This window comes from Streptomyces sp. NPDC037401 (assembly GCF_055602345.1).
In genome coordinates this window covers 42,885-65,127 of sequence record NZ_JBVJWO010000015.1, presented here as the reverse complement: position 1 = coordinate 65,127, position 22,243 = coordinate 42,885, and the positions used below count along the sequence as shown (strand labels likewise).

Here is a 22,243-nt window from a genome sequence, read left to right as displayed (position 1 = left end):
TCGGCGCCGGATCACCGGTCCCCGGGGTACGAGGGCTCGTCATAGGGCGGCCGTACGGGGTACACGGGACGCCTGGGGGCAGGGGCGGGACGCCGGTCCTCCCCGGGTTTCTGCCAGTCCTGCGTGCCCATGACCAGGAGCGGGTCGAACATCACCACGACCCCGGCCAGGATCAGGAAGACCACCGGTCCGATCAGCAGGGGCGCGAGGAGGGTGGCCGGCTCCTGCCCGCCCAGTTCGCCGTACCCCCCGCCGATCCGGACCCGGAGGGCCGCCATGGCGGTGTAGTGCATGCCGGTGACGGCCACGCCCATCACCAGGCTGGCGCCCACCGCCGGGAGGAGGCCGCGGATGCTGACGGCCGCCCAGAGCGCGGCGGTGGAGGCCACGACGGCTATCACCACGGACAGCGCGACGACCTTCGTGTCGTATTCGAGGCGGCCGTGCAGCCGCATGCCCGCCATGCCCAGGTAGTGCATGGAGGCCACGCCCAGGCCGGTGATCGTGCCGCCCGTGACGAGGGACATCGGGGTGCTGCCGCGGTAGCCGACGATGAAGATCCCCACGCCGACCATGACGATCGCGACGGCCAGGCTCGCGAACGTGGTCCGTTTGTCGTAGTTCAGTGGCGACTCCGCGATCGAGAAGCCCATCATCGCGATGAAGTGCATCGTCCAGATACCCGATCCGATGGCGGTCGCCCCGAGGGCCAGCCAGCCGGGCCGCCAGGACCGCTCGACGAGGAGGGACCGGGTCGTGCAGCGCAGTCCCAGTGCGGCGCCCAGACAGGCCATCAAGTACGCCGCGAGGGGCGTGATCAGGCCATAGCTGAACCCGTCGACCGTGCCGTACGTGCCCGTCAGTCCGCCCGTTCCGTGCATCCCCGCCCGCCCTTCAGCCGTACCGGACCGGCACCTCGTCCAACGTGCGCTGGTGCGGGCCCGATTGAGGGCGAGCGTATGGCGCCGGACCGTGCTCGCGCACCGCCTCGGGCCAGATTGGTCCCGACCTGTTTTCCGCCAGCGGACGGTCGGGGCGGATTCGTTCATCCTGCGGCCATCCGCGGCCCGTTCCGCGTTGCCGCCGCGCTGCCACGCTGACTGTGGTCACCACTGCGTCGCCCGCCGGCCCGCCGGTTGCCGACTCCGAGGAGAACGCACATGTACGTACGATCCGTCGCGGCGGCCGTAGCCGCCGTCCTGGGCCTCACCTTCCTCAGCCCGGGCGAGTCCACCGCCCGTGACCCCTATCGGCTGGACGCCCCGACCGTCTTCGCGCACCGGGGGGCTTCCGCATACGCGCCCGAGAACACCCTCGCCGCGGTCGACTACGCCGACTACCTCGGCATCGACTGGGTGGAGAACGACGTCCAGCGGACCCGGGACGGCGTACTCGTCGTCATCCACGACGACACCCTCAGCCGCACCACCGACGTGGAGCAGGTCTTCCCGGGCCGTGCGCCGTGGAAGGTCAAGGACTTCACCGCGGCCGAGATCGCCCGGCTCGACGCGGGCAGCTGGTTCAGCCCGTACTACGCGGGGGCCAAGGTGCCCACGCTGCGCCAGTTCGTCGACCGCCTCGGGCTGAACCAGCAGGGGCTGCTGCTGGAGATCAAGAAGCCGGAGCTCTACCCGGGCATCGAGCGCGACACCCTGCGGGTGCTGGACCAGGCGGGGTGGCTCGACGAGCACCACCTGGACCGGCGGCTGGTCGTCCAGAGCTTCAGCGTCGCGTCCGTGAAGGCCGTCCACGCGGCGCGGCCGGACGTGACCACCGGATACCTGGGCGCGCCCCGGGCCGCCGACCTGCCCCGGTACGCGGCCTTCACCGACCGGATCAACCCCCAGCACTCGTCGCTGTCGAAGGCGTGGGTGGACGCGGTGCACGCGCTCGAGGGCCCCCACGGAACGGCCATGACGGTCAACACGTGGACGGTCGACGACGCGGCCACCGCGCGGCGGGTCCGCGACCTTGGCGTGGACGGGATCATCACGAACAAGCCGGACGTGGTCCAGGACGCCGTCGGCGGCTTCTGAGCCGTTTCCGCAGGCCGGGCGCCGCTGTCGGTGCCCGGCCGTACGGTGGTGGCGTGAACGCGAACGCCTCCGGGCCCCGGCTCGAATGGACCATCCTCGGCAGCGCCGTCAGTGCCGTCGGGCCGCTGTTCCTCGCCGCCACGGACGAGGGACTGGTCCGCGTGGAGTTCCACGGCGAGGAGCGGATGGCCGGCGAACTCGCCGCCCGGCTCGGAATCGAGGCGATACGCCCCGCGGCCGGCGGGGAGGTCCTGCTGGCCGAGCCGGTCCGCCAGCTGACGGCGTACTTCGCCGGCGGGCTGCGGCGGTTCGACCTGCCCCTGGACTGGCGGCTGAGCGGGGGTTTCAACCGTCAGGTCCTGCGGGAGCTGGAGCGCAGCGTGCCGTACGGCGCGGTGGTGGGGTACGGCGAGCTGGCCGCGCGGGTCGGGCAGCCGGGAGCCGCGCAGGCCGTGGGGGCGGCCATGGGGTCCAATCCGCTGCCGGTGGTCGTGCCCTGCCACCGGGTGGTGGAGAGCGACGGCGGGCTCGGCGGATTCGGCGGCGGGCTGGAGGCCAAGCGCACGCTGCTGGCCCTGGAGGGATTCCTTCCGCAGCCGCTGTTCTGAGCCGCCCCGCCCGACCCGCGGGCTCGCGCCGGGCGGGCACACTGCAAGCACCGGCCGGGCAGGCACCGGGCGGGACCCGGTGCACCCCGCGCAGGCCCGGCACCGCCCGTGACGTGCCTGTACGGGCGACGTAAGGGGTGCGAAACTTCAGCGATGACTACCGACTCCTCGTCCCGCTCCGGCCCGGGCCTGGTCGTGACGGCCGCCGACCTGCCCGCGCTGCGCCGGCGCGTCTCCACCGTGCTCATCGCGGGCCAGATCGTCGGCAGCCTCGGCGCGCCGATCAGCATCGCGCTGGCGCCGGTCCTGGCGACCGAGGTCAGCGGGACGGAGGAGCTGTCCGGACTGGCTTCGAGCGCGGCCGTCGCGGGCACGGCACTGGTCTCGCTGCCGCTCGCGGCCCTGATGACCGCGCGTGGACGGCGGCCGGGCCTGGTGCTCGCGTACCTGACCGGCGCGGTCGGTGCGGGTCTGGTGGTGCTCGCCGCCGTGGTGTCGAGCTTCCCGCTGCTGATGCTCGGCATGGCGCTGTTCGGCGCCGCGTCCTCGGCCAACCTCCAGGCGCGGTTCGCCGCGGCCGACCTCGCGGCGCCCGACCACCGGGCCCGGGCGATCTCCACGGTCGTGTGGGCGGCGACCATCGGTGCCGTGCTCGGGCCGAACCTCTCCGCGCCGGCCAGCCGCAGCTTCGCCGGCACCTCCATACCCGAGACGGCGGGCCCGTTCGTGTGGGCCGCCGGCATCTTCGTCCTGACCGCCTGCCTGATCGGCGTGCTGCTGCGGCCCGACCCGCTGCTCGCCGCCCGCGCTCTGGCGGGGGCCGCCGACCAGACGCCCGCCGCCAGGTCGCTGCGGGCCGGGTTCGCCGCCGTGAAGGCGTCCCCGCGGGCCCGCCTGGCGCTGGTGACGGTCGCCGTCTCGCACACCACCATGGTCTCGATCATGGTGATGACCCCGCTGGACCTCGGTCACCACGGGGCCGGACTCGAGCTGATCGGCCTGGTCATCAGCGGCCACATCGCCGGCATGTTCGCCTTCTCGCCGGTGATGGGCTGGCTGGCGGACCGGCTGGGACGCCTGTCGGTGATCGGCCTGGCCGCAGGGCTCCTCTCGGTCGCCGCGCTGCTCGCGGGCACGGCGGGACCCCACCACGCACAGACGGCCGCGGGGCTGTTCCTGCTGGGCCTGGGCTGGTCGGCCGGGATGGTGGCGGGCTCGGCGCTGCTCACCGACTCGGTGCCGCAGGCCGCCCGGGCCGCCGTCCAGGGCCTGTCGGACCTGACCATGAACACGTGCGCGGGCATCGGCGGCGCGGCGGCCGGACTGGTCGTCGCACAGGCGGGCTACGGCTGGCTCAACGCCATCGGCGCCGCGCTCCTGCTGCCGATGGCGGCCCTGGCCCTGTTCACCGCGCGGCGGCACCCCGCGGCCCGCGAAGGGGCCGGAGCCGTCAAAGGCTGATGTGGTAGGCCTTGCGGAGCGTCTCGTGGACGGTCCAGGTGGTCCGGTCGCCCTCGCGCAGCACACAGGCCGTGCCCGGCCCGACCTCCAGCGTGTCGCCGCCCTCGACCTCGATCGTGGCGCGCCCGCTGATCACCACGAACAGCTCGTCGGCCTCGGTGTCGGTGACCACGCCCGGCGTGATCTGCCAGATGCCGCGCACCTGCGTCCCGTCCGCCGACTCCCACAGCACCTTGCCGGTGACGACGGGCTCGCCCGACACGATCTGGGCGGGGTCGAGCGGTTCGATTTCCAGTTCGGCGTCCACGACGGAGACGGCGAACGAAGCGGGTGTGGCGGTGTGGTCACTGGTGCTCATGGCGCGCCACCCTAGCCTGCGGGGCCGCTCCCTCAGGGTGTCCAACCCGTCCATGATCGGACGGGTCGACCGGTCACCCTGTCGAGCGGCCGGCCGCCGGCCGCCGTGTCCGTAAGACGACCCTCTGCCGGAGGTGCGGACGGGGGGCGCGTTTGGGGGCGCATCCGCTGTGCCATGGATGGGGACATGCCACAGCACTCACCGGTCGTCCCGGTTCTCTCCGAGGAAGTACGCGAGGCGCAGGCCCGGCAGCGGCCCGTCGTCGCACTCGAATCGACGATTCTGGCGCACGGTCTGCCACGCCCCCGCAATCTGCTGGTGGGTACGGAACTGGAAGCACTGGTCCGCTCGGAGGGTGCCGTTCCGGCGACGGTCGCGGTGCTCGACGGGGTGCCGTACGCCGGGCTGGACAAGGCGCAGCTGGAGCGGATCGCCGGGGACGACTCCGTGCGCAAGCTCGGCCACCGGGATCTCGCGCCCGCGGTCGCGGCCGGGGCCTCGGGCGCCACCACCGTCTCCGCGACGGCCTTCCTGGCGGCGCGGGCCGGGCTGCGGGTGTTCGCGACCGGCGGGCTGGGCGGTGTGCACCGGGAATGGACGCACACGCAGGACGAGTCGGCGGATCTCGCCCTGCTGGCGCGGACGCGGATCACGGTGGTGTGTGCGGGGGTGAAGTCGATCCTGGACGTACCGGCCACCCTCCAGCGGCTGGAGACCCTCGGGGTGGGCGTGCTCGGCTACGGGACGGATCGTTTCCCCGGGTTCTATCTGGCCACTTCCGGCGAGCCGGTGGACTGGACGGTGCACACCCCCGACGAGGTCGCCGCGGTGATGGCCGCTCAGGACGCCCTGGGAGGGCCCGAATCGGCGCTGCTGGTCGCGCAGCCCGTACCGGAGGCGGAGCAGCTGGATCCGGAGCTGCACGACCGGGTGCTGGGCGAGGCGCTGGCGGAGGCGCGGGAGCGGGGGGTCACCGGGCAGGCGGTGACCCCGTTCCTGCTGGAGCGCCTGGTCACGCACACCGGCGGGGCGTCCCTGGAGGCCAACCTGGCCGCCGTGCGCGGGAACGTACGGCTGGCGGCGCGGATCGCAGGAGCCTGGTCTCGGCAGTCGCAGCGGTCGGAGCGGTCGGCCCCGTGACGGGAACGGGCGGAGCGGCGCGCGTACCGGCGGACTGCGGGGCCCTGCTGGTCGTGGGGGACGTGATCACGGATGTCGTGGCGGTGCACCCGGAGCCGCTCGTACCGGCGACGGACACGGCCGCCCGGATCCGTACGCTGCCCGGCGGCGCGGGCGCCAACGCGGCGTGCTGGGCGGTGCACGAGGGCCTGCGCGACGTCGCCCTGCTGGCCCGCGTGGGCACCGAGTCGGCGGAGTGGCACACGCGCTCGCTGGAGCGGTCGGGGGTGCGGCCGCGGCTGGTCGTCGATCCGGTGGAGCCGACCGGCACGGTGGTCTCCCTCGTCGACGGGACGGCCGAGCGGACCTTCCTGACCGACAGCGGGGCGGCGTTGCGGCTCTCCCCGGCGGACTGGGATCCGGCCCTGCTCGACGGCGTGGCCCATCTCCACCTGTCCGGCTACTTGTTCTTCGCCGGGACGAGCCGCGGGCTCGCACGGCTGGCGCTGCGCACGGCGCTGGCGGCCGGGGTGCCGGTGAGCGTGGACCCGGCGTCGGCGGGATTCCTGGCGACGCTCGGGACGGAACGTTTCCTCGACGCCGTGGCGGGTGCGTCCGTGCTGCTGCCCAATGCCGACGAGGCCCGCCTGCTGGCCGGCGTCCCGCCATCGGCCGGGGTACGCGACGCGGCGGCGGCGCTGAGCCGCCGCGTCCCGCTGGTCGTCGTCACGCAGGGAGCCGCAGGTGCCCTGGTGGCCGAGTCGGGCACGGTGACCGCCGAGGTGCCCGGTGCGCCGGTGGCGGCGGTCGATTCGACCGGCGCGGGCGACGCGTTCACCGGCGGCTTCCTGGCGGCGCGGCTCGGCGGCGCCGCCCCCGCGGCGGCGGCCGGGGCGGGCTGCCGGGCGGGCGCGAAGGCGGTGGCGCGGCTGGGCGGCCGTCCCGGGTGAACCGGCCGTACCGACCGCACCCGCGGAACCGGCCGGGGCGTGCGGCGCGGGCCGGGTCAGCCGGGCAGGCCCGACCAGGCCGGGTGCCGGGGGTCGTCGGCCCGTACCACCACGTCGGCGGCGTCGGCGGGGCCGGTCTCGGCGTCGTAGCGTCCGAACGCCGGGAGGGTCCAGCGCTCGGCGGCCGCCGTGCGCCGGGCCAGCGCGCCCGGGGACAGCCTGATGTGGACGCTCAGGTCGAAGGGGAACCAGTGGCCGAGCAGCAGCGGGCCGTGCACGATCACCACACCGCCCGGCGGGACGGCGACGTAGGGGCTGCGCGTGGCACGGTCGGTGACGGGGTCCCAGAGGTCCGGCAGCACCCGCCCGCTGCCGCCCGCCTCCAGCGGCCCGAACACCTCGCGCCACAGGGCGGCGGTGTCGTACCAGCCGCTCAGATAGCTGTCGACGTCCTCGCGGCCGTACTCGAACCGCAGCGACGCCGGCCGCAGGAACCCGTCCGCGGCGACGACGAGGACCGAACGGCCGTGCAGGCGCAGCCGGTCGGCAAGGGCACCGGCCAGCGCTCCGGTGTCCGCCGCGGGCGCGCCGTCGACGGCCGCGCACAGCCGGCCGCCCTCCGGCGCGTCCGCGCGCACGGGTCCGTCCAGATGGCGGGCGAGCGCCTCCGCCATCCGCTCCCAGGTGAACGCCTCCAGCTGCACGAGCCCATTGTCAGTGGTCGCCCGTAGCGTTTTCCACCTGGGGATCTGCGGCGGGAAAGAGCCGCCCGCCCGGTCTTGGGGAGGGGTCTGTCATGGCACGCGAGACGACGTATCTGGAGCTGTCTCAGGACGGCGGCGGGGCGCACAAGTTCTACGAGGTGACGGTGGACGGCACGGCCGTCTCCGTCCGGTACGGCCGGATCGGCGCGGACGGCCAGCTGCAGAACTCCTCCTTCCCGACGGCCGACAAGGCCCGGGCGGCCGCCGCGAAGAAGATCGGGGAGAAGGTGCGCAAGGGGTACGCCCCGGCCGTGCGCGGGCAGCGGGCCGCCCGTGCGGTGACCCGCCGTCAGGTGACGTCGGCGCCGTCGACGGCGCGTGCGGTGGCCCCGGTGCTGTGGCGGTTCCGCACCGGCGCTGCGGCCTTCGGCATTCACGTGGACGAGGAGCGCTGCTGGGTCGGCAACCAGTCCGGTGACGTCTACACCCTCAGCCACGGCGGCGAGGTGCTCGCCCGCTACTCGCTCCCCGACGGGGTGAAGTGCCTGGTCGCGGACGAGTTCTGGATCTACGCGGGCTGCGACGACGGCACGGTGTACGACCTGTCGTCGAAGGTGCCCTTCGGGGCCTACGACATCGCTGCGGACGTCGACATCTTCTGGCTGGACATCCGGGAGGGCGTGCTCAACGTCGCCGACCGCAACGGCGGCCTGACGGTCATCGACCACGAGGACGAGTTCCAGTGGTCGCGGCGTTCCTCGGGGTCAAACGCCTGGATGGTGCGGGCGGACGAGCGGGGCGTCTACCACGGCCACACCCAGGGGGTCACGGCGTACGCCCCGGACGGGGGCGGCGAGCTGTGGCACACGCGCACCGACGGCGGGGTGCTGTTCGGCTGGCAGGAGGAGCACGCGGTGTACGCGGGCACCGGGCGGAACAAGGTGCAGCGGCTGGCCAAGTCGACCGGTGCGGTCGAGGCGACGTACCAGTGCGACGCGGCGGTGTACTCCTGCGCGACCTCTCCGGACGGCCGGCACGTCTTCGCCGGCGACCTGGCCTCCTCGGTGTACTGCTTCGACGCGTCGGGGCACCGGCTGTGGAAGCTGGGCACGGGCGGCGGCTCGGCGCTGTCGATGCAGTACCTCGACGGCAAGCTCTACCTGGTCACCACGGACGGCTCGCTGGTCTGCGTGGACGCGAGCGAGTCCGCGATCGCGGCTGCCGAGCAGGGCACGGTGCCGACGGCGCTGGACGTGAAGTCGGCGGCGGCGCTGCCGACGTACACCCCTGCCGCCTCGGTTTCGGCGGTGGCCACGGTCTCCGCGGCGCCCGCGGGCGGCGTGGTGGTGGAGTGCGTGCAGGACGGCAGCCGGCTGCGGGTGCAGGTCGTGTCGGGCGGCTTCGAGCCGGGGTGGAACGTGCAGTTTCCGCGGGGGATCCGGGAGGCGGGGGCGCGCTACGTCGTCGACGGACTGCACCCGGCCTCGGGCGGCTTCTACCGGGTCCGCGGCGAGATACGCCGACTGGTCTGACGGAACTCCCCGCGGTCGTCGGCGAATCGGCGGCGGACAGGTGAGAGGGGGCTGCGCCGGCGGTATCAACCACCCATGAACCTGGTCGTCTTCGAGGTGCTCAGGCCGGTGCACTGCGCGGAGTGCCGGCAGGGCCCGCTGTCCCTGCTCGTCCGTGAGTCCGGAGTGCCGCGCTGCCTGGACTGCGCCGACCTCGGACACCTCGTCTACCTCCCGCGCGGCAATGCGGCGCTCACCCGGCGGGCCCGCGAGGGCAGTTCGCTGTACGCCGTCGTCGTGCGCCATGTGAAGCGGCGCCGCCGGCACGAACGCCAGGGGCTGCTGGTCGAGGAGGAGGCGCTGGTCCGCGCGGAGGCCCGGTGCCTGGCGGATGCCGAGGCGCGGGCCCGGCGGCGGGCCCGCGACCGGGTGCGCCGCGCGGCCGAGGACACGCGCTTCACTGCGGCGTTCGCGGCGGAGATCCGCCGGCTGTTCCCCGGCATACCGCCCGAACGGGCCCTGTTGATCGCCGCGCACGCCTCGGCGCGGGGTAGTGGCCGAGTGGGCCGCACCGCGGCCGGCCGGGCCCTCGACGAGGACGCGGTCTCGGTCGCGGTGCGGGCCTCTGTACGCCACGACGACACGGACTACGACGCACTGCTGATGGCGGGGGTCCCCCGCTACCAGGCCCGCGCCCGGCTGGCGCCGCGCATCGAGGCGATCCTGGCGGCGTGGCGCCGCCCGGAGGCCGCGTAGGGGTCAGGAGCTCTGGCCTGCGACGGGGCGGAAGCGGCGATAGAGCACGGCGCCGCCGAGCAGCAGGGCGGCGCCCGCGGGGACGGCGTAGCCGATGCCGTCGGCCCCGGTGTGGGCGAGGGACTCGGTCACCGGACGCTCGGGCCGGGGCGCGGGTGCGGGAGGGGGCGGGGGCGTCACCGGGCGGACCTCGGGGCGCTGCGGCGGCTTCGCTCCGCTGCGTCCGGGCTCGGTGCCGTTGACGGAGGTGTTGCCCGTGCTGCCGTTGCCGACGCCGACGACGTTCACGGAGTTGCCGGAGACGTTGACCGGCAGCTCGACCGGAACCTGGACGCCGTTGCCGGAGAGCACCCCGGGCGAATCCTTTCCGCGCCCGTCGGCTACCGCTCCCCCGGCCCGCCCGGGCCCCGGTTTGGAGCCGTGCGGGGCCTTGCCCCGATGGCTTTCGTTGACGCAGGTATTGCCTGGGGCCGGGTTCAGCAGCCCGACGACGTTCACGGTGTTGCCGCACACGTTCACCGGCGCGTGCACGGGCAGTTGCACCAGGTTCCCGGAGAGCAGCCCCGGCGAACGCTCGGCCCTGCCGCTCGCATCCGCATCCGCGAACGCAGCCCCGGCGGCACCCGCCACCGAGAGCGCACCGCCCGCGACGACCGCCGCGATCAGGCCGTTACGACGACTCTGCCGCATCAGATTCCCTGCCTTCCGGAGGAGTTCACGGGCGTCCCGCCCGCACCCGGATCAACGCGGTAAACCCGTTCGGGTTATAGAGCCGGTACGCATTTCACTCCATCGTGTACTGGGACCTCCCGACTTCATGACCGGTCGCACCGACGGCCACACGGGCGGCACCCCTGCCCGTCACACCGGCCGGTCTCCGCGGGCGAGCGCCTCGACCGGATCGCGGTGCGGGGGGCCCGCGGGCCACCAGTCCGCGGTGTCCGGCGGGGATTCGTACGGGTACCAGAGGCCGTTGCGGCCGAGGCGGAGCTGCCGCGTGGAGGCGGTCAGGTGGTTGCGGTGGGGGCGGAAGGCGCCCTGCCCGGCCGCCAGGAGCGCGGGGCGGGCCCGGTCGAAGGGGCCGGCGGGCGGGTCCCAGACCTCCTCCAGCACTTCCAGCGCCGCAAGTTCCCCGTGCCGCCAGGCCGTTGCCGCGCGGGCGAGGTCGGTCGCCGACCGGCCGGTGGCCCGGGAGAGGTCCCGGTAGAGGGTGCGGGCCGCGCCGGTCAGGCCCGAGGTGGGGTGGGCCGCGGCGAGGCGGACAGCGTCCTGCCAGACGTCCAGCGGGGCGATGGGGTCGGCGCCCGTCGTGAGGACGGCGTACGCGCGGGCGGCCGCGTCCGTCGCCAGCTGGTCGAGGGCCAGCAGGTCCGGGGCGCCCGGCCCGCCCGGGTAGGCGGGCGGGTGGGACGGGGCGGCCGGGTCCGGCTGCGGGGCCGGCAGCGGCGGCAGGGTGCGCGGCGCGACGGCCGTACGGGCGGGGACACCCGGCAGCCCCTCCGGGGGCGCTGTCTGCTCACGGGCGGCGTGGGCGGCGTTGCGCCGGGTCAGCTCCTCGGTCAGTTCGCGTTCGCCGCGGCCGCGCAGCAGCAGGAGGACGAACGGATCCTCGTCGAGCAGCCTGCCGGTCCGGTAGCAGAGCGCGGCGGCGTGCTTGCAGGGCGGCTGTGCGGGGTCGGGGCAGGAGCAGCGGGGCCGCAGGTCTCCGGGTCCGGGCAGCAGGGCGTCGGCGAGGCCCCGCGGCACGTCCCCTTCGAGCAGCGCCGCCAGCTGCCCGGGATCGGCGGCGGTGCGCTCCAGGAACACCTCCCAGTCCTGCGCACCGAAGGGCTCCACGGCGATCTCGGTCCGGTACGGGCGGGACCTGCTTCCGCGGACGTACGCCACGATCCGTCCGGGGGTGACCGTAACGGCGTCGACGTGCCCCTCGGCGGCGTACCGCAGGCCGCGGGCGAGCCGGCCGGCGTCCTGCGAGGCCGCCTCCAGTGCGGCCACCCAGGTCCGGCCCCACCAGGTGGTGGCCTCCGGGCCGCCGGGAAGCGAGTCGAAGGTGCGGCGGCGGTCGTCCCGCGCGGTGATCATGAGGGCCTGCGCAGGGAGACGAGGTCGGACAGCTCGGCGTCGGTCAGTTCGGTCAGGGCCGCCTCACCCGTGCCGAGCACGGCGTCGGCCAGGGCGCGCTTCGACGCGAGCATCTCGGCGATCCGGTCCTCGACCGTGCCTTCCGCGATCAGTCGGTGCACCTGCACGGGCTGGGTCTGCCCGATGCGGTAGGCGCGGTCCGTGGCCTGCTCCTCGACGGCCGGGTTCCACCAGCGGTCGTAGTGCACGACGTGCCCGGCGCGGGTGAGGTTCAGCCCGGTGCCGGCGGCCTTCAGCGAGAGCAGGAAGACGGGGACCTCGCCGGCCTGGAAGCGGTCGACCATCTCCTCGCGGCGGGCCACCGGAGTGCCCCCGTGCAGCAGCTGCGAGGGGACTCCGCGCGCGGTGAGGTGGTCGGAGAGGATCCGGGCCATCGAGACGTACTGGGTGAAGACCAGCACGGAGCCGCCCTCGGCCAGGATCGTGTCGAGCAGTTCGTCGAGCAGGGTGAGCTTGCCGGAGCGGTGCGCGAGACGCGTCCGCCCTTCCTTCAGATACTGCGCCGGGTGGTTGCAGATCTGCTTGAGCGAGGCCAGCAGCTTCATCACCAGGCCTCGCCGCGCGATTCCCTCGCTGGCCTCGATCAGCGCCATGGTCTCCGTGACGGCCGCCTGGTAGAGCGAGGCCTGTTCCCGGGTCAGGGCGACGGGATGGTCGGTCTCGGTCTTCGGCGGCAGCTCGGGGGCGATGCCCGGGTCGGACTTCTTGCGGCGCAGCAGGAACGGCCGCACGAGGCGGGCCAGCCGGGCCACCGCCTCCTCGTGTCCCGGGTTCTCGCCCTGCTCCGCGGCCCGCGCGTGCCGGGCGCGGAAGGTGGTGAGCGGTCCGAGCAGTCCGGGTGTCGTCCAGTCGAGCAGCGCCCACAGCTCGGAGAGGTTGTTCTCGACGGGCGTGCCGGTCAGGGCGACCCGGGCGGGCGCGGGCAGGGTGCGCAGGGCCTTCGCCGTGGCCGAGTGCGGGTTCTTCACGTGCTGGGCCTCGTCGGCGACGACCATCCCCCAGGGCTGCCCCGCGAGCCGGGGGGCGCTCGCGCGCATCGTGCCGTACGTGGTCAGGACGAACCCCCCGCCGAGGCTGTCGAAGCCGTCGAGGCTGCGGCTGCTGCCGTGGAAGCGGCGGACCGGGACGCCGGGGGCGAACTTCTCGATCTCGCGCTGCCAGTTGCCGAGCAGCGAGGCGGGGCAGACCACGAGCGTGGGCTCCGGCCGGGCCCGGTGCAGGTGCAGGGCGATCAGGGTGACGGTCTTGCCGAGGCCCATGTCGTCGGCGAGGCAGCCCCCGAGGCCGAGGGAGGTCATCAGGTCCAGCCAGGCGAGGCCGCGCTGCTGGTATTCGCGGAGCACGGCCGCCAGGCCCGGCGGCTCGGCGAGCGGTGCGAGCTCGGCGGTCAGCCTGGTCCGCAGGGCGGCGAGCGCCCCGACGGGCACGGCCTCCACGCGCTCTCCGTCCACCTCCGCGGTGCCGGTCAGGGCCGCCGCCAGCGCGTCGACGGGGTCGAGCAGGCCCAGTTCGCGCTTGCGGGCCTTGCGTACGAGCGCGGGGTCGACCCGCACCCACTGGTCCCGCAGCCGCACGATCGGCCGGTGCGCCTCGGCCAGGGCGTCCATCTCGGAGGGCGTGAGCCGGTCGCCGCCGAGCGCCACCTCCCACGCGAACGAGAACAGCTGCGAGGCGTCGAAGAACGACGTGCCGTCGGCGGCCGAGCCCGGCGCGGACCGCACGACCGCGGTGGCGGTGAGCGTACGGGCGAGCTCCCGGGGCCAGTGCACGACGACCCCGGCGTCGGCCAGCCGGGTCGCCGCCGTGCCGAGCAGTTCCTCCAGCTCCGTGTCCGAAAGGGCCAGCACGTCCGGCACGGGCTGTTCCAGCAGCCGCAGCAGCGGGGGCCAGACCCGCGCGGCCCGGCGCAGGGCGAGTACGGCGTCGATCCGGGCCCGGGGCCCGAAGCTCTCGGCCGGGGCCCGGCCCGCCCACAGCAGGCCGGCGTCCGTGACCCGGGTGGGATCGGCGAGGCTGTGGACCTGGACCACGGCCGCCCCCGCCCGGCGCAGGCGGCGCTCCGGACGCCGGTCCCGGTGCTCGTGCCGGGGGCCGGAGGAGTCCCGCACCGCAGCCTCCTCCGGGTCGTCGGAGGAGTCGAACAGCCCGTACGCGGACAGGTCGAGCCGCAGGGAGATGCCGACTCCTTCGTCCGCTCCGGCGGCCACCTGCACCGCCCAGTCCCGCATCGCCGGAACCTGCTGCGGCTCGCGGGCCGCGAAGGGGCGGCCCGCCGCGTGCGCGGCCGCCGGCGTGCGGGGCAGCGCGTCGGCGACGGCGTCGAGGAAGGCCCGCAGCAGCGCTTCCGGCTCCGGCAGGAGGAGGGGTCCGCGGCCCGCCAGCGGGGTGGCGTGGGCCTCGTACGGCATCGCGGCCGCGACCGCCCTCAGGTGGGCGAGGTCGTCGGCGGACAGCGGCCCGGCCCGCCAGGCGTCGTGGCCCCCGGCCGTCACCCCGGGCAGCAGTCGGCCCCGGGCGGTCAGCCGGAGGGCCTGCCGGGCGGCCGCGCCCCAGCAGCGGGACGCGGGATGCGCGCCCGGATCGGTCCCGGCCCGTATGAGCAGCGGCAGCGCGGCGACGACGGGAAGCACGGCGGCGGCCACGGACCGGCTGCGGGCACCGGAACCGTGCGGACCGGCCACCGTGAGCACGGCGGTGACGGCCCCGGTCGGCAGCTCCGCGGGGAGCGGCTCGCCGTCGGGCGACCAGAAGGCCATCCGTCCCTCGCGGGGCACCTCCGCGGGCAGGAAGACCGCGGCGCGGCGCAGCAGGGCGCGCACTGCTGCGGACTCGTCCATCGCCGCCGCCCTCCCTCACTCGCCGCTGCCGTCACCGGTTACCCACTGCGAGTCTAGGTGCGCCCGCTGACAGCGCCTCTGACCTGGGGTGATGAACAGCGGCGAAGGGTGGGTCAGCCGGTTGCCCAGCGGCCCGACTCCGCCGCGTAACCGTAGAGCGGCCGTCCGGTGGCCGCGCTGGTGCGGAAGGGCCGTCCGCCGTCGTCGATGCGCGTGGATCCCCGCCGGCCGTCGGCCGTCCACTGCACTTCGAGGTACCAGTCGCAGTCGCAGCCGCTCGCGGCCGCCTCGACCCGCAGCACGGCCGGGTCGTCCGCCGTGACGGTCAGGGGGAAGGCGGGCGGCTCGATGGCGTTCTCCCCGTCGTGCCCGGCGACGGGCCGGGCCAGCGGGCGCGGGGCGTCGAGGTTGACCGTGAAGACCGCGGGCGTGAGGGAGCCGCCGCAGCCCTGGGACATCGCGTACACGTTCCACGGCGGCGGGGTGCGGCGGCCCACCACGCGGACGTTCAGCGCCTGGAGGACCACCGGTCCCGCCGCCCTCGGGCCCGTGACCGTCGCCTCGACGATCTGGCGCCCGGCGTGCACGGCGCCCTGGGCGCGCGCCCAGCTCTCGGCGTCCTGCTCGACCGGTGGCGCGGGCACCCCGGCGGGGCCGCGGCGGATGAGGTACGCGTGGTCGCAGCCGTTCTGCCACACGTGCGAGCGCACCGCGACGGCCGGCGGCCGCGCCGGAACCGCACCCGGGCCGCCTCCCGCGGTCCGGGACGGCGTGGCCGAAGGGCCGGCGGACGGGCGTGCGGACCCGGCTGTTCCGGAGGCGACGGGCGTCGGGGCGCCGGTGGGGGCCGTGGGCGTCGCGGTGCCGCCTGGTGGCGACGCGGGACCCGCACCGCCGCCGGGCAGCGCGCCGGAACGCGAGGCGGAGGGGCGCACCGCACCCGCGCCCTGTTCCCTTCCGGGTCCCGAGGGGGCGGTCACCGCCAGGGCGAGTGCGATGACCACGCCGACGGCTGCCCCGGCTCCGGCCACGCCGGCGACCCGCCGCCTGCGGTACCAGGGGGCGGGGGCCGTACCCGTGCCCGGTGCCGCGGGCCCCCCGGCCTGCGGGCCCGACACCAGGGTCTCCGGCTCCGCCGCCACCACCGGCTTCTCCCGCACGGGAGCGTCCCCGGCACCGGCACCGGCACCGGCACCGGCACCGGCACCGGATCCAGCCTCCGCCGCGACCTGCTCGGCCGGCTCGACAGGCTCGGCCGGCTCGGCCGCAGTGCCCCGGGCCGCCGTCTCCCTGACCGCCGTCTCCCGTGCCGCCGCGCGCCGCCGAGCATCCGCCAGCAGCCACGCCCGGTGCAGGTCCAGCGCCTCCGCCTGCGCCGCCCCGCACGCACGCGCGAACCGGTCCACGACCGCGAACTCAGCCGGCACGGCATCGCCGTTGCAGTACCGGTGGAGCGTCGACGTACTCGTGTGCAGCCGCCGCGCCAGGGTGCCGTAGCTGAGCCCCGACCTGTCCTTCAGCCCCCGCATCAGGCGCGCGAACGCCTCTGCCTCCGCTGCCCTTTCCGACCCGCCCACGGCTCCCCCGTCCCGCTACGCCGTTCCATGCGAAGGGTGTTCCCCCAGCTCACAGCACCTTTATCCGTTCCAGTGTCCCGAATCGGCGCCGTTCCATTGTCCGACACCCCGGGCGGGGGCAAGTCTGTTGCCACAGCACGAGACCACACCGAAACGCACCGATCACTACGGGGAGAACCACCGTGTTCAAGCGCTCCACGACCGTCGCCGCCACGGCCGCAGCCGCAGCCGTCACCGCCGCCCTGGTCATCCCGGCGGCCACCGCCGCCTCTGCCTCCACCGCCGCGCCCCGGGCCGCTGCCGCCGTCACCGCACCGGGCTTCATCAAGGGCAAGGACCTCCCGCCGCACCCCGGATCCGCCTGGTTCGCGGGCCCGGTCAAGAAGGGACTCCCGGACAACGGGCTGTTCTGCATCGCCGGGGCGGTCCCGACCGCCAACACCTGGCACCGGCTCTTCGGCACGGAGTTCGACACGGGCGCGAGCCAGATCTCGGTCCGCGCCGGCACCGAGGCCAAGGCCAAGGCCCTCGCCGCCACCCTGGAGAAGCGCGTTGCGGCCTGCGCGGCCGACTGGCTGCGGAAGACCCCGGGCGGCACCGCCAGTTGGCAGGACTACGGCAAGCTCCGCGTCGAGGAGGGCGCCCACGTCTACGGCGTGCACACCTCCATTCCGGAGTCGGAGCCCGGCGTCCACCTCTTCGGCATCGGCCGCGACGGCTCGACCGTCACCGTCGTCGAGTGGGGGCAGATGGGGAACCTGAGCCACGCACCCGTCGCCGCCTTCAAGAAGACGACCATCACGGCCGTGAACAAGCTCAACCCGTAGCGGAGCCCGCGGGCGGGCGGCAGCGGTGAGACCATGTACGTGAGGCGAGGCGATGGCCATGCGTACCGGAAACGAGCCGCTGACCGCCCGCAGCCCCCTCCGGCTGCGGTTCTGGCTCAGCGTGTGGGGCCTGATCTGGGCGGTCGCGGGTACCGCCGCGTTCGCGCTGGCCGAGCGCCCGGGCTGGGCGATCACCTGCGCCGTGCTGACGCTCCTGGTCGGAGCGGACCTGATGATGGTGGTCCACCGCCTCCACCAGGGCGCCCACTACCAGCCCGGCCCGGACGTCCCCCCGTACGAGCCCCCCGACGACCACGCCTGAAGCCCGCCGCGCCCCGGCCCGGCCAGGCCCGCGGAAGATCTAGTCCTCGAAGCGCGCCGCGGCCAGGTACTCCGGGTTCGGGTCCAGGGCAGCCGCCAGCCTGAAGTGGCGCCGGGCGGGCTCGTTGCGCCCCGCGCGCTGGAGGGTGCGGGCCAGCGCGAAGTGCGCGAAGGCGTTGTCCGGCTCCCGCTCCAGGACCAGTTCGAATTCGAGCTCGGCCGGACGCAGTTGGGCGGCCGCGAAGAAGGCGCGGGCCCGCAGCAGCCGGGCGGCCGTGTTCTCGGGGTGGGCGGCTATGACCGAGTCGAGCAGCTTCACGGCTCCGCGCGGATCCTTCGCCGCGAGCAGCTGTTCGGCGGCGCGGTAGTCGATGACGTGCGTCTCGGGGCTGCCGGGGCTGGTATCGGACACGGTCCACTTCCTTCCCTGTTCAGGGACGTTCAACGCGGGCAGCCGAGGCCGTCGTTCCGACACCGGGCCGGGCGGGCCTCAGGCGGCGCGGCCGGCCCGCTCCAGGAGCTCTGCCCAGACCTTGCGGACCTGGGGCTCCAGCGCCTCCAGCGGACCGTCGTTGTCGATCACGAGATCGGCGACGGCGAGCCGCTGTTCGCGCGTGGCCTGCGCCGCCATCCGCGCCCTGGCCTCCTCCTCGGCCATCCCGCGCCGCGCGGTCAGCCGGGCCAGCTGGGTCTCCGGCGCCGCGTCCACCACGACGACCAGGTCGTACAGCGGCGCGAGGCCGTTCTCCGCCAGCAGCGGTACGTCGTTCACGACGATCGCGTCCGGCCCCGCAACCGCCTGGAGCTCGGCGGAGCGGGCGCCGACCAGCGGGTGCACGATGGCGTTCAGCGTCCGGAGCTTCTCCTCGTCGGCGAAGACGAGGGATCCGAGCCTCGGCCGGTCCAGGGTGCCTTCGGGGGTCAGTACCGAGTCCCCGAAGGCCTCGACCACGGCCGCGAGGCCCGGCGTGCCCGGCTCGACGACCTCGCGCGCGATGCGGTCCGCGTCGACGATCACCGCTCCGTACCCCGCCAGCAGCCGCGACACTTCGCTCTTGCCCGCGCCGATCCCGCCCGTCAGACCCACTCTCAGCATGGTCCGAAGCTTAGACGGGCCGCCCCTCCCCCAGAAGGGCCGGTCTACGCATCTCCCTCGCGCTCCGCCAGGAAGCGCTCGAACTCGCGGCCGATCTCGTCCGCGGAGGGGATCTCCGCGGGCTCGGCGATCATGTTGCCCCGGGTCTCGGCCCCGGCAGCTGCGTCGTACTGGTGCTCGAGGCCCTGGACCAGCGAGACCAGCTCGTCGTCGCCCTCGCGGATCTGGCGGTCGATCTCGGTCTGCGTGCGGTGCGCCTCGGTGCGCAGGGAGTGCGCGATGCCGGGCAGGACCAGGCCGGTCGCCGCCGTGATCGCCTCCAGCGCGGTGAGCGCGGCGTCCGGGTACGGCGAGCGCGCGATGTAGTGCGGAACGTGCGCGGCCACCCCCAGGACGTCGTGTCCGGCCTGCGCGAGCCGGAACTCGACCAGCGACTCCGCACTGCCCGGCACCTGCGCCTCCTCGAACGGGCTGCGGTGCCCCGGCATCAGGTCGGTGCGGTTGCCGTGCGGGGTGATGCCCACGGGGCGGGTGTGCGGGACGCCCATCGGGATGCCGTGGAAGTTCACCGCGAGCCGGACCCCGAGGCGCTCGACGATCTGCTCGACGGCCTTGGCGAAGCGCTCCCACTCCACGTCCGGCTCGGGGCCGGAGAGCAGCAGGAAGGGCGCCCCGGTGGCGTCCTGCACCAGGCGGACGTCGAGCTGGGGCGCGTCGAACTCGGCCCAGTGGTCGCGCTGGAAGGTGAGCAACGGGCGGCGGGCGCGGTAGTCCACGAGCCGGTCCGCGTCGAACCGGGCGACGACCTGGTGCGGCAGCGTGTCGAGCATCCGCTCGACGATCTGCTCGCCGGTGTCCCCCGCGTCGATGTACCCCTCGAAGTGGTAGAGCATGACCAGTCCGGCGGAGTCCTGGGCGAGCGCCAGGTCGACCACCGCCAGACCCTTGGCGTCCCATTCGTACAAACCTTGTGGATCAAGCACGGTTACCACTCCTCCTCGCGTCAATGCCAAGAACGTACGAAGAGTCGCGACCATTCCCCCGTCCGTGAACGCGCAGTGAAAAACGCCAGGAGAGAGGGCACGCAGGAAGAAGGGCGGGACGCCGCCGGGGGGCCGCACGGGCCCGGGAACGCGGTGAGGCCCGCCCCCCGGAGGGGACGGGCCTTACCGTTTCAGCTCAGCTCACGCCGGAGCGTGATGCGCTGCTGCGATCAGCTCTGGCCGCCGGCCAGCTTCTCGCGGAGCGCGGCCAGGGCCTCGTCCGACGCCAGGGCGCCGGAGTTGTCGTCCGACTCCGAGGAGTACGAACCACCCGAGATGCCCGCACCGGCGTTGCCACCGGCGGCCGGGGCGGCAGCGCCCTCGGCGGCAGCGGCCTCGTCGGCCTCGCGGCTCTTGATGACCTGGGCCTGGTGCTGCTCGAAGCGGACCTGCGCCTCGGCGTACTGGCGCTCCCACGTCTCGCGCTGGGTGTCGAAGCCCTCGAGCCAGTCGTTGGTCTCGGGGTCGAAGCCCTCGGGGTAGATGTAGTTGCCCTGGTCGTCGTAAGACGCGGCCATGCCGTACAGGGTCGGGTCGAACTCGACCGAGGCCGGGTCGGCACCGAAGGACTCGTTGGCCTGCTTCAGCGAGAGGCTGATGCGACGACGCTCGAGGTCGATGTCGATGACCTTGACGAAGATCTCGTCGTTGACCTGGACGACCTGCTCCGGGATCTCCACGTGGCGCTCGGCCAGCTCGGAGATGTGGACCAGACCCTCGATGCCCTCGTCCACGCGGACGAACGCACCGAACGGAACCAGCTTGGTGACCTTACCCGGGACGACCTGGCCGATCTGGTGGGTCCGGGCGAACTGCTGCCACGGGTCTTCCTGCGTCGCCTTCAGCGACAGGGAGACGCGCTCGCGGTCCATGTCGACGTCGAGGACCTCGACGGTGACTTCCTGGCCGACCTCGACAACCTCGGACGGGTGGTCGATGTGCTTCCAGGACAGCTCGGAGACGTGGACGAGACCGTCGACGCCGCCCAGGTCCACGAAGGCACCGAAGTTGACGATCGAGGAGACGACGCCGGAGCGGACCTGACCCTTCTGCAGGGTGGTGAGGAACGTCTGGCGAACCTCGGACTGGGTCTGCTCGAGCCAGGCGCGGCGGGACAGGACCACGTTGTTGCGGTTCTTGTCCAGCTCGATGATCTTCGCCTCGAGCTCCTTGCCCACGTAGGGCTGGAGGTCGCGGACGCGACGCATCTCGACGAGGGAGGCCGGCAGGAAGCCACGGAGGCCGATGTCGAGGATGAGACCACCCTTGACGACCTCGATGACGGTACCGGTGACGATGCCGTCTTCTTCCTTGATCTTCTCGATCGTGCCCCAGGCACGCTCGTACTGAGCGCGCTTCTTGGACAGGATGAGACGGCCTTCCTTGTCCTCCTTCTGGAGAACCAGGGCCTCGATCTCGTCGCCGACCTTGACGACCTCGTTCGGGTCAACATCGTGCTTGATCGAGAGCTCGCGGCTCGGGATCACGCCTTCGGTCTTGTAACCGATGTCGAGCAGGACCTCGTCCCGGTCGACCTTCACGATGACGCCGTCGACGATGTCGCCGTCGTTGAAGTACTTGATCGTCTCGTCGATCGCGGCCAGGAAGGCTTCCGCGTTACCGATGTCGTTGACCGCTACCTGCGGAGGGGTGGTGGCGGTGGTCTCGGTGCTGCTCGTCATGTGGGAAAGGGCTCCGGTTACGGACAGAAAGTCGTAGGTACTGCTACGCCGGGAGCCTTTATCGCGTCTGCCTGAGCCGGACAGCCAAGGAGGCCTCGCACCGCCAGCGGCGGGGAAAACCTCGAAAACCGAGAGGTTGCAACAGATGCGAGCGCAGCCTGCTAGGTCTGAGGAGCGCAGGCTCGCAGCGCAACTTGTAGCATACGGGGGCAGCCGGACAGGGTCAATGCGCGAAGGCGCCGACCCGTTACGGAACACCACAAACCCGGCACAACTCGTGTGCGGGCGTGCGCGGCTGCGCGCTGCAACGTGGTGCGAAGACTACGACGACGGGCCCGATGAACCAAGAGGATGACGCCTCCGAAGGCGTGTACGAGTTTCCGAACCTGCCCGGCGCGGTCGACACGGACGACGACGACGGCTCCGAGGCCACCCGCCGTGACGCCGACGACGCGGAGAGCAGCCGGGCCAGCCGCGGCTGGTGGGACCGCAACGCCGACGAGTACCAGAGCGAGCACGGGGCCTTCCTCGGCGACGACCGCTTCGTCTGGGGGCCCGAGGGCCTGGACGAGGCCGAGGCGGGCCTCCTCGGCCCGGCGGCCTCGCTCAAGGGCCGCGCCGTCCTGGAGATCGGCGCGGGCGCGGCCCAGTGCAGCCGCTGGCTGGCCGCGCAGGGCGCCCGGCCGGTGGCCCTGGACCTCTCCCACCGCCAGCTCCAGCACGCCCTGCGGATCGGCGAGGGCGACGTGCCGCTCGTCCAGGCCGACGCCGGGGCGCTGCCGTTCCGCGACGGCTCCTTCGACCTGGCGTGCTCGGCCTACGGCGCCGTGCCGTTCGTCGCGGACCCCGTGAACGTCATGCGCGAGGTGCACCGGGTGCTGCGCCCCGGAGGCCGCTGGGTCTTCTCCGTCACGCACCCGATCCGCTGGGCGTTCCCCGACGAGCCGGGCCCGGAGGGCCTGTCCGTCTCCGCCTCCTACTTCGACCGGACGCCGTACGTCGAGCAGGACGAGCAGGGCCGGGCCGTGTACGTGGAACACCACCGCACCCTCGGCGACCGGGTCCGCGACGTGGTCGCGGGCGGCTTCCGCCTGGTCGACCTCGTCGAGCCCGAGTGGCCGGCCTGGAACAGCCAGGAGTGGGGCGGCTGGTCCCCGCTGCGCGGGAACCTGATCCCCGGCACGGCGGTCTTCGTCTGCGAGAGGGACTGATCGT

General features: G+C 73.9%; 21 protein-coding genes. 10 read left to right on the top strand and 11 right to left on the bottom strand.

What is annotated here, in order from left to right:
- Positions 1-11: 11 nt before the first annotated feature.
- The gene (locus ACZ7H1_RS17995) at positions 12-881 is read right to left on the bottom strand and encodes an MHYT domain-containing protein (RefSeq protein WP_470787731.1); all 870 of its coding nucleotides are present in this window, start codon (positions 879-881) and stop codon (positions 12-14) included.
- Positions 882-1,160: 279 nt separating this feature from the next.
- Between ACZ7H1_RS17995 and ACZ7H1_RS17990 the strand changes: the two genes are divergently transcribed.
- From ACZ7H1_RS17990 to ACZ7H1_RS17980, 3 genes are all read left to right on the top strand, one after another.
- Positions 1,161-2,036 carry a glycerophosphodiester phosphodiesterase gene (locus ACZ7H1_RS17990; RefSeq protein ID WP_470787729.1) on the top strand — a complete coding sequence of 292 codons (876 nt, stop codon included), beginning with the start codon at positions 1,161-1,163 and terminating at the stop codon, positions 2,034-2,036.
- Positions 2,037-2,089: 53 nt separating this feature from the next.
- Positions 2,090-2,644 carry a methylated-DNA--[protein]-cysteine S-methyltransferase gene (locus ACZ7H1_RS17985; RefSeq protein WP_470787727.1) on the top strand — a complete coding sequence of 185 codons (555 nt, stop codon included), beginning with the start codon at positions 2,090-2,092 and terminating at the stop codon, positions 2,642-2,644.
- 153 nt (positions 2,645-2,797) lie between these two features.
- Positions 2,798-4,105: an MFS transporter gene (locus tag ACZ7H1_RS17980; RefSeq protein ID WP_470787725.1), complete on the top strand. Its 1,308-nt coding sequence runs from the start codon at positions 2,798-2,800 to the stop codon at positions 4,103-4,105.
- On the opposite strand, the gene ACZ7H1_RS17975 is transcribed toward ACZ7H1_RS17980, so the two are convergent.
- Positions 4,095-4,463, bottom strand: a complete 369-nt coding sequence (locus ACZ7H1_RS17975) for a cupin domain-containing protein (protein WP_470787723.1) — start codon at positions 4,461-4,463, stop codon at positions 4,095-4,097. The genes ACZ7H1_RS17980 and ACZ7H1_RS17975 overlap by 11 nt on opposite strands.
- A 186-nt stretch (positions 4,464-4,649) precedes the next feature.
- On the opposite strand from ACZ7H1_RS17975, the gene ACZ7H1_RS17970 reads away from it, so the two are divergent.
- Both ACZ7H1_RS17970 and ACZ7H1_RS17965 read left to right on the top strand, forming a co-directional pair.
- A complete protein-coding gene (locus ACZ7H1_RS17970) occupies positions 4,650-5,603 on the top strand; it encodes a pseudouridine-5'-phosphate glycosidase (RefSeq protein ID WP_470787722.1) in 954 nt (317 codons plus the stop codon).
- Positions 5,600-6,532 carry a carbohydrate kinase family protein gene (locus ACZ7H1_RS17965; RefSeq protein ID WP_470787720.1) on the top strand — a complete coding sequence of 311 codons (933 nt, stop codon included), beginning with the start codon at positions 5,600-5,602 and terminating at the stop codon, positions 6,530-6,532. The genes ACZ7H1_RS17970 and ACZ7H1_RS17965 overlap by 4 nt, the downstream gene beginning before the upstream one ends.
- A 56-nt stretch (positions 6,533-6,588) precedes the next feature.
- Here ACZ7H1_RS17965 and ACZ7H1_RS17960 read toward each other — a convergent pair whose 3' ends face one another.
- Positions 6,589-7,236, bottom strand: a complete 648-nt coding sequence (locus ACZ7H1_RS17960) for a nucleoside/nucleotide kinase family protein (protein ID WP_470787718.1) — start codon at positions 7,234-7,236, stop codon at positions 6,589-6,591.
- Positions 7,237-7,328: 92 nt separating this feature from the next.
- Between ACZ7H1_RS17960 and ACZ7H1_RS17955 the strand changes: the two genes are divergently transcribed.
- Both ACZ7H1_RS17955 and ACZ7H1_RS17950 read left to right on the top strand, forming a co-directional pair.
- The gene (locus ACZ7H1_RS17955) at positions 7,329-8,768 is read left to right on the top strand and encodes a WGR domain-containing protein (RefSeq protein ID WP_470787717.1); all 1,440 of its coding nucleotides are present in this window, start codon (positions 7,329-7,331) and stop codon (positions 8,766-8,768) included.
- 75 nt (positions 8,769-8,843) lie between these two features.
- A complete protein-coding gene (locus ACZ7H1_RS17950; protein ID WP_470787716.1) occupies positions 8,844-9,503 on the top strand; it encodes a DUF2293 domain-containing protein in 660 nt (219 codons plus the stop codon).
- 3 nt (positions 9,504-9,506) lie between these two features.
- On the opposite strand, the gene ACZ7H1_RS17945 is transcribed toward ACZ7H1_RS17950, so the two are convergent.
- The 4 genes from ACZ7H1_RS17945 to ACZ7H1_RS17930 form a co-directional block, all read right to left on the bottom strand.
- Positions 9,507-10,193 carry a chaplin gene (locus ACZ7H1_RS17945; protein ID WP_470787715.1) on the bottom strand — a complete coding sequence of 229 codons (687 nt, stop codon included), beginning with the start codon at positions 10,191-10,193 and terminating at the stop codon, positions 9,507-9,509.
- Positions 10,194-10,364: 171 nt separating this feature from the next.
- Entirely contained in the window at positions 10,365-11,585 is a 1,221-nt protein-coding gene (locus ACZ7H1_RS17940) for an SWIM zinc finger family protein (protein WP_470787714.1), read from the bottom strand.
- Positions 11,582-14,482, bottom strand: a complete 2,901-nt coding sequence (locus ACZ7H1_RS17935) for a DEAD/DEAH box helicase (protein ID WP_470787712.1) — start codon at positions 14,480-14,482, stop codon at positions 11,582-11,584. The genes ACZ7H1_RS17940 and ACZ7H1_RS17935 overlap by 4 nt, the downstream gene beginning before the upstream one ends.
- A gap of 113 nt (positions 14,483-14,595) precedes the next feature.
- Complete coding sequence (locus ACZ7H1_RS17930; protein WP_470787711.1) at positions 14,596-16,059, bottom strand: helix-turn-helix domain-containing protein; 1,464 nt, start codon at positions 16,057-16,059, stop codon at positions 14,596-14,598.
- Between the two features lie 182 nt (positions 16,060-16,241).
- Between ACZ7H1_RS17930 and ACZ7H1_RS17925 the strand changes: the two genes are divergently transcribed.
- Both ACZ7H1_RS17925 and ACZ7H1_RS17920 read left to right on the top strand, forming a co-directional pair.
- The gene (locus ACZ7H1_RS17925) at positions 16,242-16,886 is read left to right on the top strand and encodes a hypothetical protein (protein ID WP_470787709.1); all 645 of its coding nucleotides are present in this window, start codon (positions 16,242-16,244) and stop codon (positions 16,884-16,886) included.
- Positions 16,887-16,944: 58 nt separating this feature from the next.
- On the top strand, positions 16,945-17,208 hold the full coding sequence (locus ACZ7H1_RS17920) for a DUF6343 family protein (protein ID WP_470787708.1): 264 nt from the start codon (positions 16,945-16,947) through the stop codon (positions 17,206-17,208).
- Positions 17,209-17,247: 39 nt separating this feature from the next.
- On the opposite strand, the gene ACZ7H1_RS17915 is transcribed toward ACZ7H1_RS17920, so the two are convergent.
- The 4 genes from ACZ7H1_RS17915 to rpsA all read right to left on the bottom strand — a co-directional run bounded on the left by ACZ7H1_RS17915 (position 17,248) and on the right by rpsA (position 21,028).
- Entirely contained in the window at positions 17,248-17,619 is a 372-nt protein-coding gene (locus tag ACZ7H1_RS17915) for a tetratricopeptide repeat protein (protein ID WP_470787706.1), read from the bottom strand.
- Between the two features lie 78 nt (positions 17,620-17,697).
- Complete coding sequence (gene coaE, locus ACZ7H1_RS17910; protein ID WP_470787704.1) at positions 17,698-18,303, bottom strand: dephospho-CoA kinase; 606 nt, start codon at positions 18,301-18,303, stop codon at positions 17,698-17,700.
- Between the two features lie 44 nt (positions 18,304-18,347).
- A complete protein-coding gene (locus ACZ7H1_RS17905; RefSeq protein WP_470787703.1) occupies positions 18,348-19,286 on the bottom strand; it encodes a PAC2 family protein in 939 nt (312 codons plus the stop codon).
- A 230-nt stretch (positions 19,287-19,516) separates the two neighbouring features.
- Positions 19,517-21,028 (bottom strand): 30S ribosomal protein S1, encoded by a 1,512-nt coding sequence (rpsA, locus tag ACZ7H1_RS17900; RefSeq protein ID WP_470787702.1) that lies wholly within the window; start codon positions 21,026-21,028, stop codon positions 19,517-19,519.
- Between the two features lie 338 nt (positions 21,029-21,366).
- Between rpsA and ACZ7H1_RS17895 the strand changes: the two genes are divergently transcribed.
- Entirely contained in the window at positions 21,367-22,239 is an 873-nt protein-coding gene (locus tag ACZ7H1_RS17895) for a class I SAM-dependent methyltransferase (protein WP_470787700.1), read from the top strand.
- Positions 22,240-22,243: the final 4 nt, after the last annotated feature.

Coding starts and splice junctions, on each gene's coding strand:
- ACZ7H1_RS17935 (WP_470787712.1), bottom strand. CDS start 14,482: ATGGACGAGTCCGCAGCAGTGCGCGCCCTGCTGCGCCGCGCCGCGGTC.
- ACZ7H1_RS17980 (WP_470787725.1), top strand. CDS start 2,798: ATGACTACCGACTCCTCGTCCCGCTCCGGCCCGGGCCTGGTCGTGACG.
- ACZ7H1_RS17955 (WP_470787717.1), top strand. CDS start 7,329: ATGGCACGCGAGACGACGTATCTGGAGCTGTCTCAGGACGGCGGCGGG.
- rpsA (WP_470787702.1), bottom strand. CDS start 21,028: ATGACGAGCAGCACCGAGACCACCGCCACCACCCCTCCGCAGGTAGCG.
- ACZ7H1_RS17945 (WP_470787715.1), bottom strand. CDS start 10,193: ATGCGGCAGAGTCGTCGTAACGGCCTGATCGCGGCGGTCGTCGCGGGC.
- ACZ7H1_RS17970 (WP_470787722.1), top strand. CDS start 4,650: ATGCCACAGCACTCACCGGTCGTCCCGGTTCTCTCCGAGGAAGTACGC.
- ACZ7H1_RS17990 (WP_470787729.1), top strand. CDS start 1,161: ATGTACGTACGATCCGTCGCGGCGGCCGTAGCCGCCGTCCTGGGCCTC.
- coaE (WP_470787704.1), bottom strand. CDS start 18,303: ATGCTGAGAGTGGGTCTGACGGGCGGGATCGGCGCGGGCAAGAGCGAA.
- ACZ7H1_RS17995 (WP_470787731.1), bottom strand. CDS start 881: ATGCACGGAACGGGCGGACTGACGGGCACGTACGGCACGGTCGACGGG.
- ACZ7H1_RS17895 (WP_470787700.1), top strand. CDS start 21,367: ATGAACCAAGAGGATGACGCCTCCGAAGGCGTGTACGAGTTTCCGAAC.
- ACZ7H1_RS17975 (WP_470787723.1), bottom strand. CDS start 4,463: ATGAGCACCAGTGACCACACCGCCACACCCGCTTCGTTCGCCGTCTCC.
- ACZ7H1_RS17950 (WP_470787716.1), top strand. CDS start 8,844: ATGAACCTGGTCGTCTTCGAGGTGCTCAGGCCGGTGCACTGCGCGGAG.
- ACZ7H1_RS17920 (WP_470787708.1), top strand. CDS start 16,945: ATGCGTACCGGAAACGAGCCGCTGACCGCCCGCAGCCCCCTCCGGCTG.
- ACZ7H1_RS17940 (WP_470787714.1), bottom strand. CDS start 11,585: ATGATCACCGCGCGGGACGACCGCCGCCGCACCTTCGACTCGCTTCCC.